This window comes from Actimicrobium sp. GrIS 1.19 (assembly GCF_035984655.1).
In the GTDB taxonomy this organism is placed as follows: Bacteria; Pseudomonadota; Gammaproteobacteria; order Burkholderiales; family Burkholderiaceae_D; genus Actimicrobium.
Map to the genome: position 1 here is coordinate 210,646 of NZ_JAXCHT010000004.1, position 13,435 is coordinate 224,080.

Annotated in this window: 10 protein-coding genes; 7 read left to right on the forward strand and 3 right to left on the reverse strand. The window is 55.5% G+C overall.

The features are described from left to right. Positions 1-12: 12 nt before the first annotated feature. Positions 13-2,001, forward strand: a complete 1,989-nt coding sequence (locus tag RCH09_RS05495) for a monovalent cation:proton antiporter-2 (CPA2) family protein (protein WP_326940039.1) — start codon at positions 13-15, stop codon at positions 1,999-2,001. Here RCH09_RS05495 and RCH09_RS05500 read toward each other — a convergent pair whose 3' ends face one another. Then, positions 2,002-3,081 carry an alkane 1-monooxygenase gene (locus tag RCH09_RS05500; RefSeq protein ID WP_326940040.1) on the reverse strand — a complete coding sequence of 360 codons (1,080 nt, stop codon included), beginning with the start codon at positions 3,079-3,081 and terminating at the stop codon, positions 2,002-2,004. 87 nt (positions 3,082-3,168) lie between these two features. Between RCH09_RS05500 and RCH09_RS05505 the strand changes: the two genes are divergently transcribed. Next, positions 3,169-4,044 carry an alpha/beta hydrolase gene (locus RCH09_RS05505; RefSeq protein WP_326940041.1) on the forward strand — a complete coding sequence of 292 codons (876 nt, stop codon included), beginning with the start codon at positions 3,169-3,171 and terminating at the stop codon, positions 4,042-4,044. On the opposite strand, the gene uvrA is transcribed toward RCH09_RS05505, so the two are convergent. Beyond that, a complete protein-coding gene (gene uvrA, locus RCH09_RS05510; RefSeq protein WP_326940042.1) occupies positions 4,041-6,896 on the reverse strand; it encodes an excinuclease ABC subunit UvrA in 2,856 nt (951 codons plus the stop codon). The genes RCH09_RS05505 and uvrA overlap by 4 nt on opposite strands. Positions 6,897-7,123: 227 nt before the next feature. Here uvrA and ssb point away from each other — a divergent pair, with 227 nt between their 5' ends. After that, positions 7,124-7,621, forward strand: a complete 498-nt coding sequence (gene ssb, locus RCH09_RS05515; RefSeq protein WP_326940043.1) for a single-stranded DNA-binding protein — start codon at positions 7,124-7,126, stop codon at positions 7,619-7,621. Between the two features lie 139 nt (positions 7,622-7,760). On the opposite strand, the gene RCH09_RS05520 is transcribed toward ssb, so the two are convergent. Then, positions 7,761-8,006 (reverse strand): hypothetical protein, encoded by a 246-nt coding sequence (locus RCH09_RS05520; protein WP_326940044.1) that lies wholly within the window; start codon positions 8,004-8,006, stop codon positions 7,761-7,763. Between the two features lie 129 nt (positions 8,007-8,135). Here RCH09_RS05520 and RCH09_RS05525 point away from each other — a divergent pair, with 129 nt between their 5' ends. Genes RCH09_RS05525 through RCH09_RS05540 form a run of 4 tightly spaced genes read left to right on the forward strand, consistent with a single transcriptional unit; the run spans position 8,136 to position 13,395 of the window. Next, positions 8,136-9,317 (forward strand): tyrosine-type recombinase/integrase, encoded by a 1,182-nt coding sequence (locus RCH09_RS05525; protein ID WP_326940045.1) that lies wholly within the window; start codon positions 8,136-8,138, stop codon positions 9,315-9,317. Further along, on the forward strand, positions 9,314-10,909 hold the full coding sequence (locus RCH09_RS05530) for a tyrosine-type recombinase/integrase (RefSeq protein ID WP_326940046.1): 1,596 nt from the start codon (positions 9,314-9,316) through the stop codon (positions 10,907-10,909). Before RCH09_RS05525 ends, RCH09_RS05530 begins: the two co-directional genes overlap by 4 nt. Continuing rightward, positions 10,906-12,942 carry a hypothetical protein gene (locus RCH09_RS05535; RefSeq protein ID WP_326940047.1) on the forward strand — a complete coding sequence of 679 codons (2,037 nt, stop codon included), beginning with the start codon at positions 10,906-10,908 and terminating at the stop codon, positions 12,940-12,942. The genes RCH09_RS05530 and RCH09_RS05535 overlap by 4 nt, the downstream gene beginning before the upstream one ends. Positions 12,943-12,948: 6 nt before the next feature. Next, positions 12,949-13,395, forward strand: a complete 447-nt coding sequence (locus tag RCH09_RS05540) for a hypothetical protein (protein WP_326940048.1) — start codon at positions 12,949-12,951, stop codon at positions 13,393-13,395. Positions 13,396-13,435: the final 40 nt, after the last annotated feature.

Consider the following 13,435-nt stretch of genomic DNA (forward strand, 5'->3'; position numbering starts at 1 on the left):
TCCTTCATTCCGATGCATTCCGCCCTCGAACTGACCTTGCTGTTGCTTGGCGCTGCCGTCCTGGGCGTAGTGGCGTTTCGCATGATGCATTTGCCGCCGATGCTGGGTTACCTTGCCGTCGGCATCCTGATCGGACCACATGGTTTCGGCTGGGCCGAAAACAGTGCCACGACCAGTTCCCTGGCCGAGTTTGGCGTGGTGTTCCTGATGTTCTCGATCGGTCTCGAATTCTCATTGCCAAAGCTGGTGTCGATGCGACGCACCGTATTCGGGCTGGGCATGGCGCAGGTCCTTCTGACAATTCTGGTGACCATGCTGGCGGGCTGGCTGGTGGCCCGATTGCTGCCGCAGGTGGCCGATATCAGCTGGGGCGCGGCGTTTGCGATTGGCGGCGCGCTGGCGATGTCGTCGACCGCGATTGTCTCGAAGCTGCTCACCGAACGACTGGAGCTGGAGAGCGAGCATGGCAAGCGCATCATCAGCATCCTGCTGTTCCAGGACCTGGCGCTGGTGCCGCTGCTGATTCTGGTGCCAGCGCTGGCGCAAGACCCGAAGGAGATGGCGGTTACGCTCGGCTGGGCCGTCCTGAAAGCGGCCGGTGTCCTGATCCTGCTGCTGGTGCTCGGACAAAAGCTGGTGCGCGGCTGGTTCCGTGTCGTGGTCCAGCGCCGCTCGCAGGAGCTGTTCATGTTGAACCTGCTGTTGATCACGCTCGGCGCCGCATGGATTACCGAGCAGGCCGGCCTGTCGCTGGCGCTGGGCGCCTTCGTCGCCGGCATGCTGATCTCCGAGACCGAATACAAGCATCAGGTGGAAGAAGACATCAAGCCGTTCCGCGATGTCCTGCTTGGCCTGTTCTTCATTACCATCGGCATGCTGCTCAATGTCAGGCTGGTGGTCGAGAACTGGTGGCTGGTATTGCTGATGCTGGCCGCACCAGTGCTGCTGAAATTTGTCCTGATCGCCGGTCTGGCCAGCCTGTTTGGCGCCAGCACCGGCATTGCGCTGCGCACCGGGCTGGCGCTGGCACAGGCGGGCGAATTCGGTTTCGTGCTGTTGAATCAGGTTGGCGGCATGCATCTGATCGATCCGTTCATCGTGCAACTGATCCTGGCGTCGATGGTGCTGTCGATGCTGCTGGCGCCATTCATTCTGGCCAATTCGGATGCAATCGTGATGAAGCTGGCCACCAACGAATGGATGATGCAGTCGCTCGCGCTGACCCAGATCGCTACCCGTACCATGAAGACCCAGAAGCACGTGATCATTGCGGGCTTTGGCCGCAGCGGCCAGAGCCTGGCCAAGCTGCTGGAGGAAGAGAGCATCCTGTATCACGCGCTCGACCTCGATCCGGACCGGGTCCAGGAAGCGCAGGCGGCCGGGGCGAATGTGTCGTATGGCGATGCGGCGCGACGCGAAGCGCTGGTGGCGGCCGGCATCCATCGAGCCGCGGCGCTGGTCGTGACCTTCGCCAGCACCCCGGCAGCGTTGAAGGTGCTGCACTTTGCCCATGAACTGGCGCCGGCGTTGCCGGTGATTGTGCGCAGTCACGATGACACCGATCTCGATGCGCTGCGTGCGGCGGGTGCCGCCGAAGTGGTGCCGGAAGCGATCGAGGGCAGTCTGATGCTGGCCTCGCACGCATTGGTGATGCTGGGGGTGCCACTGCGACGCGTGGTGCATCGGGTCCAGAGCGCGCGTGACGAACGCTACGCCTCGTTGCGCGGGTATTTCCATGGCGCCAGCGACGTCGAAGCGGATGCCGAGCAGGCCCATGTGCGACTGCATTCGGTGCCGCTGACCGACAGCGCAGCGGCCGTGGGCAGAACCCTGGGCGCGCTCAACCTGGCCGAGCTGGGCGCCGAGATCACCGCGCTACGGCGTGCCAAAAGCCGGGTTGACGCCACCCCGCAGACGGTGCTGCTGGCAGGCGACATCGTGGTCCTGCGCGGCACCAGCGAGAGCGTTGGACGGGCCGAAAAGCGGCTGCTGAAAATCTGATCAGGCCGGTTCGCGCATTTGCTGCGGGACGCGCGGATTGATGATGCGGAACCACAGCGGCGGCAGCAGCGCCAGCAGCAACATCGCGCCGTAACCGCCCGGCAGTTGCGGCGCGTCGTCGACATGACGCAGCTCCTGGTAACGGCGCGATGCCGCGGCGTGATGGTCGGAGTGACGCGCCAGATTGAGCAAGAACCAGTTCATCATCCGGTAGCTCGAATTCCACGAATGGATCGGCGCGACCCGCTCATACCCGCTCGCGGTGCGGCGGCGTGTCAGTCCGTAGTGCTCGACGTAATTTATCACTTCGAGTTCGCAGAACGCCACCATCGACTGCGCAAAAAAGAACAGCACTCCGGCCGCCCCGAAGGTGGCCCAGACCAGCGCAGCAAAGGCCACCGACAGCATGCTCCAGCCGAGCATTTCATTGCGCCGGGCGGGCAGGCCATGCCGCTGCGCCTGCCGCGCTGCAATCCGCCAGGCGTTGGCCAGGTTGCGTCCCACAGCCTGCGGCAGGAAGGCATAGACCGATTGCCCGAAGCGCGCTGACGACGCGTCCAGCGGCGTGGCGACATGCACATGATGACCGTACACATGTTCGATCTTGAATCCGCCATAGCAAACCAGCGCCAGTAACACCCCGCCGCAGCGTTGCTCAAGTCGACCGGGGCGGTGAATCAGTTCATGTGCGGCGGTGATTGCCACCGTGCCGGAGACGGCGCCGACCGACAGAATCCAGCCCACTTGTCCGACCCAGCTGAAACCGGCGTGGCTGAACACATGCAGGCCCCAGATCAGTGACAGTATCTGCGTCGGCAATGCGGCCAGCGCGAGCCACTTGTAGAGCGGAATGTCGCGCACGTCGGCATTCGGTTGCGAGGTGTCGCGTCCAACCGAATAGTCGATGATGCTCAGCAGAATATAGTTGACGAACAATGGCCAGAAGGCGAACAGGTTCGGCATCCCGGTCGCGTTGCCGAGTCGCACGGCATGGACCATCGACAGCGGAATGATCAGGATCAGGCCAAAACGCAACGGCCACAGCCAACGCTGAATAAATTGCTGCGACGAAGGTGACATGACAGACTCCTTGAATCCGACGACGTGGATTCGTCGTAGTACTGTAGCAAGCTTCCTTCTCGCTGTGCCAATCTGAGTAAAGTGCCAATGAAAATAATTCTGATCTCTGCCGCATCGCTGCTCCTGGCGGCCAGCCTGGTGGCCTGTTCGCCGTTGGGCGTGATTAACGCGCTGACTTCGGGCAGCGCCTCGGAAAAACTGCTCGACGTCAGCTATGGGCCCGATGCGCGCAACAAGCTCGACATCTATCGGCCCAGGTCAGCCGTCAGTCCGGCGCCCGTGGTGGTGTTCTTTTACGGCGGTTCGTGGAACAGCGGCAACCGGCGTGATTATGCGTTTGTCGGCGAGGCGCTGGCCGAACGCGGCATTGTGACGGTGCTGGCAGATTACCGGCTCTATCCGCAGGTGCGTTATCCGGACTTCCTGACCGATTCGGCGCTGGCGGTGGCATGGACGCTGAAGGAAATCGGGCAGCATGGCGGCGATCCAAAGCGGGTGTTTGTGATGGGGCACAGCGCTGGCGCCTACAACGCAGCAATGGTGGCGCTCGATTCGCGCTGGCTGGCGCAGCAGGGGCAGTCGCCCGCGGCATTGCGCGGATTCATTGGACTGGCCGGGCCGTATGACTTCATTCCCATCGTCAATCCGGAAGTGCGACCGGTATTCTTTTATCCCGATACACCGCCGGCGTCGCAGCCCATCAACCACGTCACACGCGCCGCGCCCAACACGTTACTGATCGCCTCGCGCAACGACAAGCTGGTCAATCCGGTACGCAACACCGGCGGCCTGGCGCAGCGCCTGCGCGACGCCGGCGTGCCGGTCGAGGAAGTGGTTTTCGATCGCACCAGCCATACCAGCCTGGTGGGAGCGATTGCGTGGCCGTTGCGCGGACTGGCGCCGGTGCTCGATACGGTGGTCGCGTTCGTCAACCGTAACGCGCCACGCGGCGCCGCACCCTAGCGGCGGGTTTTCAGCAGCGGTGCGAGATAGCGGCCGGTGAAGCTCGCAGCATTCTTGGCGACCTGCTCGGGCGTCCCGGTGGCAATGATCATGCCGCCGCCAGCGCCGCCTTCCGGCCCCAGGTCGATCAGCCAGTCGGCCGTCTTGATGACGTCCAGATTGTGTTCGATGATCACCAGCGTGTTGCCCTGATCACGCAGCCGATGGATCACTTTCAGCAACAGATCGATGTCATGGAAATGCAAACCGGTGGTCGGTTCGTCGAGGATATACAGCGTGCGACCGGTGTCACGCTTGGACAATTCAAGCGACAGCTTGACGCGCTGCGCTTCGCCGCCTGACAGCGTGGTGGCGCTCTGGCCGAGGCGAATGTAGCCGAGGCCGACATCAAGCAGTGTGTGCAGCTTGCGTGCGATCACCGGTACCGGTTTGAAGAACACGGCGGCTTCTTCCACCGTCATGGCCAGCACCTCGGTGACGTTCTTGCCCTTGTAATGCACTTCCAGCGTTTCGCGGTTGTAGCGCTTGCCGTGGCAGACATCGCACGGCACATACACGTCCGGCAGGAAGTGCATCTCGACCTTGATCACGCCATCGCCCTGGCAGGCTTCGCAGCGACCGCCCTTGACGTTGAAGGAAAACCGGCCGGCCGTGTAGCCGCGTTCCTTGGCCATCGGTACCGTCGCAAACAGATCGCGGATCGGTGTGAACAGGCCGGTGTAGGTGGCCGGATTCGAGCGCGGCGTGCGCCCGATCGGGCCCTGGTCGACCGAGATCACCTTGTCGAAATGTTCGAAGCCGCTGATGGTCTCGTGCGCCGCCGGTTCCGCCTGCGAACCGTACAGATGGCGCGACGCTGCGTGATACAGGGTGTCATTGACCAGCGTCGACTTGCCCGAACCGGACACGCCGGTCACACAGGTCAGCAAGCCGACCGGCAGTTCCAGCGTGACGTTTTTCAGGTTGTTGCCGGTGGCGCCAGTAATGACGAATTGCCGTTTTGGATCGGGTGCCGTGCGCTTTTTGGGGACGGCAATGGCAAGCGTGCCGTTCAGGTATTGCGCGGTCAGCGATTCCTTGCTTTTCAGGATGTCTTTCAACGTGCCCTGCGCGATCACTTCGCCGCCATGCACGCCAGCGCCCGGTCCCATGTCGACCACGTAATCGGCGCAACGAATCGCATCCTCATCGTGTTCGACCACCAGCACGCTGTTGCCGATGTCGCGCAGATGCTTGAGCGTGGCAATCAGCCGGTCGTTGTCGCGCTGGTGCAAACCGATCGACGGCTCATCCAGCACATACATCACGCCGGTCAGGCCGGAGCCGATCTGCGAAGCCAGCCGGATGCGCTGCGCTTCGCCGCCCGAGAGGGTGTCAGCGCTGCGTTCGAGTGACAGGTAATCCAGCCCGACATTATTGAGGAAGCGAAGGCGCGAAACGATTTCCTTGATGATGCGGTCGGCGATTTCCTTCTTGGCGCCGACCAGGGTCAGGGTTTCGAAGAATTCCAGCGTTTCGCGCAGCGGTGTGGCGGCGACCTCATAAATGGCGCGTTGCTGGTCGCCATTGCCGACCTTGACGAAGCGCGCCTCGATGCGCAGGCGCGCGCCATGGCAAGACGGGCATTCCTTTTCATTGATGAACTTGGCCAGCTCTTCCTTGACCGCGTTGGAATCGGTCTCGCGATACCGCCGCTGCAGGTTGGTCACCACGCCTTCGAAGGTGTGTTCCCGCACCACGGCGCGGCCGCGTTCATTCACATACGTGAAAGGAATGACCTGTTTGCCGGAGCCATACAGCACCGCCTGCTGCGCCTTTTCGGGCAGCTGCTCGAACGGGACGTCGAGGTCGAAGTCATAGAATGCCGCCAGATTCGACAGCATCTGGAAATAGAATTGATTGCGCCGGTCCCAGCCCTTGACCGCGCCGCTGGCCAGTGACAGATTCGGAAACGCGACGATGCGCTTCGGATCGAAAAATTCGATATGACCGAGGCCATCGCATTCCGGGCAGGCGCCCATTGGATTGTTGAACGAAAACAGCCGTGGCTCCAGCTCCTGCAATGCATAACCGCAGATCGGGCAGGCAAACTTGTTCGAGTAGACGTGCTCGACGCCACTGTCCATTTCCAGCACCAGCGCGCGGCCGTCGGCCAGCCGTAACGCGGTTTCGAAACTCTCGGCCAGACGCTGCTTGATCTCGGGATTGACCTTGATGCGGTCGATTACGACGTCGATGGTGTGCTTCTCGTTTTTCTTCAGCGTCGGCAGATCGTCGACTTCATAAATCTTTGCCGCATGGGTGCCGCTCTGGATGCGAAAGCGCACGAAGCCATGGGCCTGCATCTGCTCGAACAGATCGACATGCTCGCCCTTGCGATTGGCCACCACCGGCGCCATGATCATCAGCTTGCTCTCCAGCGGCATCGCCAGCACCGCATCGACCATCTGCGACACCGATTGTGCCGCCAACGGATTTTCCGGATGATCCGGGCAATACGGCGTGCCGACGCGGGCGTACAACAGGCGCAGGTAATCGTGGATTTCCGTGACGGTACCGACGGTCGAGCGCGGATTGTGCGATGTGGCTTTCTGCTCGATCGAAATCGCCGGCGACAGGCCCTCGATCAGATCCACGTCGGGCTTTTCCATCAGTTGCAGGAACTGCCGCGCATACGACGACAACGATTCGACGTAACGGCGCTGGCCCTCTGCATACAACGTGTCAAAGGCCAGCGACGACTTGCCGGAACCGGACAGGCCGGTGATGACGATCAGTTTATTGCGTGGCAAATCCAGATTGATGTTTTTGAGGTTGTGCGTGCGCGCACCTCGAATGCGAATCTCTTCCATGAACTGCCTTATGCGTGGGGATGGCCTGGCACTGTCGCGGCGATGCGGCGCGATCGGCTGGCGTGAACACGACACTATAACGGGTTTTGTCTGCCCGGACAGTTGTGCACCCTGCGCCGCTGCCATGGCTGGTTGGGCGGTGCGCGGCTGGCTTATAATTGCGGCCAGATCATCGACCCGAAGGCAGTGCGACTGCCGCGACACAGGTACCTCCAGGAGAATCAAGCATGGCATCGATCAACAAAGTCATCATCATCGGCAACCTCGGCCGCGATCCGGAAACCCGCTACATGCCGAACGGCGAAGCGGTGACCAACATTGCCGTGGCGACGACTGAAAGCTGGAAAGACAAGAACACCGGCGAAAAGAAAGAAGTCACCGAATGGCATCGCATCACCTTCTATCGCAAGCTGGCAGAGATCGCCGGTCAGTATCTGAAAAAAGGGTCGCAGGTGTACATCGAAGGAAAATTGCAAACGCGCAAGTGGACCGACAAGGAAAATGTCGAGCGCTACACCACCGAAATCATCGCCGATTCAATGCAGATGCTCGGCAGTCGCCAGGGCATGGGCGGTGGCGGCGCGCCAAGTGATGACGATTACGGCAATGCGCCTGCACCGCGTCAAAGCGCGCCGGCCGCAGCATCTGGCGCCAGCGCACCGCGCCAGGCCAGCAGTCGTCCGGCGCCGAACTTCTCGGACATGGACGACGATATTCCATTCTAGGCGGAACCACTATTTAATTTGTTAAGAAAAACCGGAAGTGTCTGCATAATCAATTGGTTATGTAGATAACTCCGGTTTTTTCTATTGAGCTTCATGACAGTCTCACCGGAACCGCATTTTTATTGTAAAGATGTCTCCTTCATACCGGTTGCTGACGCGTAAATTTTTCATCTCGTTTTCCAGCCACTTGCAAAAACGCAGCCGCTCTCAAAGTTCCGAGAATTTCTAGCGGGCGAAGCGCAGCGTAGCCCGCTTCTCTCAAGACGGTGATTTTGGGTTTGCTCTCGACCGCGGCAATTTCCCCCAATGCGTGCCGTCGTTCTTCCTCTAAACAGCCATTAAAGGTGACCTCGGGCAAATTTCCGAAGATGACGAGTACTTTCATGAACGCAATGAAGTTTTATTCTTGCTGTCGACTAGTATAGCAAAAAGTCTTTGTAATCAATGACTTAGTTGCATTGCTCGGTTTTCTGGATTAAGCTCAGTTTCGGTATGTTGACGTGACGAGGCGGAGATGACGCATTTTTCTATTCGGGAAGTGAAATTGCCGTCTGGAGAGCAAGTACCCACATTGGTGGAAGGCCAACCCTTGGGGCTGCCCGTCATGACCGCGATGCGGTACGTCCTGACAAAGCTGCGGCCTACTTGCATAACAGCCAGTGCCATTCGCCAAAAATTACGCTTCTTGGCGTTAGCTTTTCGGTTTTTCGAGGAGCGGCATATTGACCTCGTTGAACGCGCAGCAAAGCAACAATTCCTCAGCTTGGAAGAGTTGGTCGCCCTCTCTGAGCGATGCAGACTCACGCAAGACGGCCTGGCGGTGGTCACCCCCTCGTATGCTGCTCATCGATACGCGACCTGCATCAAATTCATTGAGTGGACCTCTGAACCAGTGCTCGCCCGCATTGATAACGACCGGCGCCGCTACGCCGCAAACGAAGAACTCAAACGATTCTTAAAACGTGCGAAAAGCATATCTCCCCGATATCGTGGTCATCAATCAAAATTGCCTGGGGAGCGCCTGGGTTTTACCCCCGAACAACGCGCATTTTTCCTCGAGTGTATTAAGCCTGGTGCGGTCAACAATCCGTTTGGAAAAAAATTACAACAAAGAAATTATGCGATGTTTCTGCTGGCGTTCGCCCTCGGGCCGCGAGCCGGCGAAATTCTCGGTTTGAAGGTGCGCGATATCGATTTCCAGGCCCGCCCAGCATCGCTGACTGTTCATCGACGTCATGATGACCCGGAGGACCCAAGGAAGAACCCGCCGAACAGCAAAACACTCGGCAGACTTATGGCGATGGATAACGAATTACGGGATGCGCTCGACGTCTGGATTAGTGAACACCGCTCAAATAAACAAGAATTCCCGGCAGCGAGAAAGCACCCCTATATCTTTACAAACTATCGCGGTGAACCGCTTGGTAACCGCGGTCACCGACGAATTATCGAAAAATTGCGAGACCGTCACCCCATTTTTAAGGATGTCTGCCAGCATATTTTGCGACATGATTTTAATGAGCGCTGGGTAGAAAACACGGCAGACGCTGACCATGAAATCAGTGAGCGAGACCAAAAATATCAAAACGGTTGGTGCCCGACGTCATCCATGCCCGCGGTGTATGCAAAACGTGCCATTCGTAAATCGGCGAACCGGAGAAGTATGGAACTTCAAAGGAAGGCATTAACTAAATGACACTTTCAAGACAATCAAAATGCGACGCAACCTCTATCGCGCGCCCCCGTGACCAAACTTTTTCGGTCATTACCAGGTCAGGCGAAAGCGTCGATGTATCAGGTTCGACTTGGAGAATTGGGGCAACTGAAATACTGAACTGGCTATTGCTTCCGCTTAAGCCAGGCGCAGTATTAACAGCGATACGCTTGTATTTTCAAATTTTTATTACGAAAAATAATCCGGTCTATATTCGAAATCAATTTTACAATTTAAATGCTTTTTTGAAGGCGGCGATAGATGCCGGGTTTAACGTTCATGATGCGAGTTCGTATAACATGCATTTGTATGAAGGAACGAGGCTCCGCTTATTGAGAGATTTTGATTCTGGCACTGCGGCAAATACGCTTGACGCATTTAGGAGGTGGTACCTCTGGTGCGTAGACGTAGTGCAAGACGGGTTTGATGACGAATTTGCGACCGTCTTGGAAAGCCGGACTATTGGCGGAAATCTAAAAGGCGCGTTGGTCATGAGCGATGACCCGCAGCAAGGTCCCCTGCGCCCATCCGAAATCCATCAATTGACAACTTGGTTGCGTCACGCAACAAAAGAACGGTTGATGCCCGCGTCAGAGTTGACAGTGATTTGGCTATTGCTTGCATTTGGAACTAACACAAAAAATCTACGACTACTGAATAATGAAGATTTAATAAAGACACATTTGTCCGATGGTAGCGCCGTTTATGAGTTGCGCATCCCACGTATAAAAAAGAGGAACGTGCAGCTTCGCGAGGGCTATAAAACGAGGTCATTGCAACCGCAAATCGGCGAGTTAGTCGAAGAACTAATATCGCAAAATAGCCAGTGGGAAATGGGATTGACTGCGGCTGGGCACGATTTTGAGCCAGCATTGTTCTCGCGCTCTTCTCCACGCACAAATATCTTACATACTGATTTCGCACCAGAGGCGTACCGGTGGACGTCTCATCAGTTCTCGAACGTATTGCGAAAATTCGTGGATATGTTTGACCTTCGTTCCTTAACCGGCGACCCGCTCGCACTGTCACCTCGTCGACTGAGATATAGTTTTGCAACAAGAATGGTTCAGGAGGGAGCCTCGCCTTATGAATTGGCAGATGCCCTAGACCATACCGATTTACAGTACGTAATGGTCTATTTCAACTCGCGCTCCGACGCTGTGGTTGCAATTGATAAAGCTTTGACTTCTCGATTGACATGGACAGCGCAGGCATTCATGGGACTTGTGGTGCTCGATGAAAAAGATGCAATGCGTGGTAATGACCTGGCGAGCCGCATCAGATTTGTGGATGAAAAAAATCGCAAGATGACGTCCATCGGTTCGTGTGGGAATTTTAAGTTTTGTGGCCTGTTCGCTCCCATAGCTTGTTATACCTGCTTCAAATTTCAACCCTGGTTGGAGGGCCCTCATCAGGAGGTTTTAACTATGCTGGAACACGAACGCGACGACCGCCTTCGCCGCGGGGCCGACCCCCGAATGGTCAATGTCAACGAGTCCACGATTGAAGCCGTAAAGCGGGTTATCGAAATCTGCAATGAGTGGCGAGGTTGTGCCGCAAAGGCCTCATTATGACGTTTAAAAGCACCGTTCATCATTCTGTACAAAAAAGCTTAGAGGAATTCATCAATGAATCCAGGTCGGCAAATCCATTTGGAGAAGTTCCATGGACAAGCGTAATGTGGCCAGTGCAAAAAAAAGGCAGAGCGTCTGATGGGCGACATGAAGAGAGGATTTGGTTTAATGCAAATTTTGTTGCCAAGACCACTATAAGTAACGCAGAGTCGTTTGTCGAACCGTTTGGCTCATTTGTTAAGGCAGTTATGTGTCGACGTGAAATTCGCAATATCAAAGGCCTTCCAACAATAGACCATATGGTCATGGTTAGAGCCCTGCGTTATCTGTATGCCTCAATTCGATTGCGCAGCCATGACCCGATTGATTTACTACCCATGGATTTTGATTTAGCAATAAATTCTTGTAAATTAAAAGAAAAGAGGTCCTCGGTTTACAGAATTGGTGGAAAATTAGCAGAGCTTGCAAAGATGCTTGATACCTTTAGGCTTACAAAGGTGAGGATTGAATGGAAAAATACGACGACCCGTGACGCTGAAGACGGCGGAATGCACCATAGTCGCTTAGGAAAAAAGTTTGAGGCACGGCGAGCCCAGAAACTTCCGAAGAACGACGTACTGGACGCTGCGGCTCGTATATCTAATCGGACAGATTTAACCGACAAAGATTTACTCTGCCAACGGGCAATTGAACTTCTGTTGTGCTGTGGCTTTCGCCCCTGTGAACTTTTGACGCTTCGCCGTGATTGTTGGATTGAGGAGCCACAATTTTCACCGGATGGACAGCCGCTTGTCGATAGAAATGGAAATCCTGCTGTGCGATATGCGCTACGGTATATTCCCGGAAAAAACGCCCATAAGGACTCTCAGAAAAAATGGCTTCCGACAGTGATGGCGGACGTGGCCAGAAGAGCTGTTACCGACATCCTCCGTATAACCGAGCCGTTTTGTAACATTGCGAGTTTCATTATTAAAAATCGTCATAGGACGCTGTTGCCGAAGCCTTGGCACTTGTTGCCGGATGACTACACTTTCACAATGGCTGAATTGGAGGAAGCAGTAGGCCTAACCAGAAATAACGGAAAGGCTGGAAGGCAGTTTGCCAAAAGTTACTGCTCCAATATGTTCACAAATGATATAAATGGAAGAGAAGTGACATTAGTTGCAAAGGGTGACTTGGAACGCGCACTAGTCAGTCGTTGCGGGGTGTCGACTGTCTTTAATAGTGGACAAGCAAGATATTCTTTAGACCAGTGTCTATTTGTAGTGGGCGTAAATTATTTCCACTCAACAAAAAATACCCTGAATGGAACTGCAATTTTGGCGACGCAAGGACAGCTAAGCGATTACATGGTAGGGCGCCCAGGAGTGCCATCAATTTTCGAGCGACTCAATATTTGCGATGATGACGGAAAACCGTTCAAAGTCATTGCTTATCAGTTCAGACATTGGCTGAATACTCTCGGTATTGAGGGGGGGCTAGGTGAAACCGAGCTTGCGCGTTGGATGGGAAGAACGCAAATCGGACAAAACTCGACATACAACCAAATGACCGGGAGGCAGCTTGCGGAAAGCGTAAGACAGCACCTGCAAAAGAATGACCCAATAGGCCCACTACCGGAGTTAGCTAACCGAATAAATGACCCAGTACGCAGGGAAGAATTTTTGCTCTCCATGGTTGGAACTGGCCACGTTACGGACCTTGGCATATGTATTCACGACTGGTCGGCACTGCCATGTCCCAAGCATGGCAAATGCGATTTCTTTTGTGAAGAACATCTCATTGAGAAAGGAAATCCGGAGCAGAAGGGTCGTGCGAATGAAGCAAAGGAAAACACGGAAGCACTGCTCAAAATGGTCGAAACCGAAATGCAGGACGGTACTTACGGTGTCGATAACTGGAAAATCGCTCATGAAAAAACGCTCATACGATTGACGCAAATTGTTGCAACGCATAACGACCCATCCATTCCGTTCGGTACACTTGTTCACCTGGGCAAACAGAACATCATTTACGACGATTCGGAGGAGTAACGGATTATGAAAACCCTGCGACGCAGGAAGCGACGTATAAATCTTACGGAGCAACGGGTTTCGTACATCAAGAAACTGATTGCAAGTTTGCCTGGCAACAAGCAGTTGACTTGGAACGAACTTGTTGGCGAAATCAAAAATCAAACCAGCTACCTGTGGTCCAGGCAAGCGTTGCAGTCGCACTCCGAAATTAAGACCGCTTATGAAAACAAGCGCGAAGAGTATCGTAAGTTTCGAAAGACAGGAAAGCCTCCGCGCGAGCTTCTACCTGAGCATGAAATATTGGCGCAGAAATATGCAGGAGTTAGAGCCGAAAATGCGGAATTGCTTAAAACACTGCATGCCTACGATGTCAGACTGATTACGTATTTACAAAATGCAATCGGTAAAGGTATTTCGCAAGAGCAGTTAGAGCGGCCCCTCGTGCCTCCAAATCGAGGTCAAACGGATTAGAGAATACGTATTAAATGAGGTCGAGAATCATCCGTTCGGA

Excerpts from the sequence above, each read along its gene's own strand:
- RCH09_RS05535 (WP_326940047.1), top strand. The coding sequence starts at position 10,906 with ATGACGTTTAAAAGCACCGTTCATCATTCTGTACAAAAAAGCTTAGAG.
- RCH09_RS05525 (WP_326940045.1), top strand. The coding sequence starts at position 8,136 with ATGACGCATTTTTCTATTCGGGAAGTGAAATTGCCGTCTGGAGAGCAA.
- RCH09_RS05530 (WP_326940046.1), top strand. The coding sequence starts at position 9,314 with ATGACACTTTCAAGACAATCAAAATGCGACGCAACCTCTATCGCGCGC.
- RCH09_RS05500 (WP_326940040.1), bottom strand. The coding sequence starts at position 3,081 with ATGTCACCTTCGTCGCAGCAATTTATTCAGCGTTGGCTGTGGCCGTTG.
- RCH09_RS05520 (WP_326940044.1), bottom strand. The coding sequence starts at position 8,006 with ATGAAAGTACTCGTCATCTTCGGAAATTTGCCCGAGGTCACCTTTAAT.
- ssb (WP_326940043.1), top strand. The coding sequence starts at position 7,124 with ATGGCATCGATCAACAAAGTCATCATCATCGGCAACCTCGGCCGCGAT.
- RCH09_RS05505 (WP_326940041.1), top strand. The coding sequence starts at position 3,169 with ATGAAAATAATTCTGATCTCTGCCGCATCGCTGCTCCTGGCGGCCAGC.
- RCH09_RS05540 (WP_326940048.1), top strand. The coding sequence starts at position 12,949 with ATGAAAACCCTGCGACGCAGGAAGCGACGTATAAATCTTACGGAGCAA.
- uvrA (WP_326940042.1), bottom strand. The coding sequence starts at position 6,896 with ATGGAAGAGATTCGCATTCGAGGTGCGCGCACGCACAACCTCAAAAAC.
- RCH09_RS05495 (WP_326940039.1), top strand. The coding sequence starts at position 13 with ATGCATTCCGCCCTCGAACTGACCTTGCTGTTGCTTGGCGCTGCCGTC.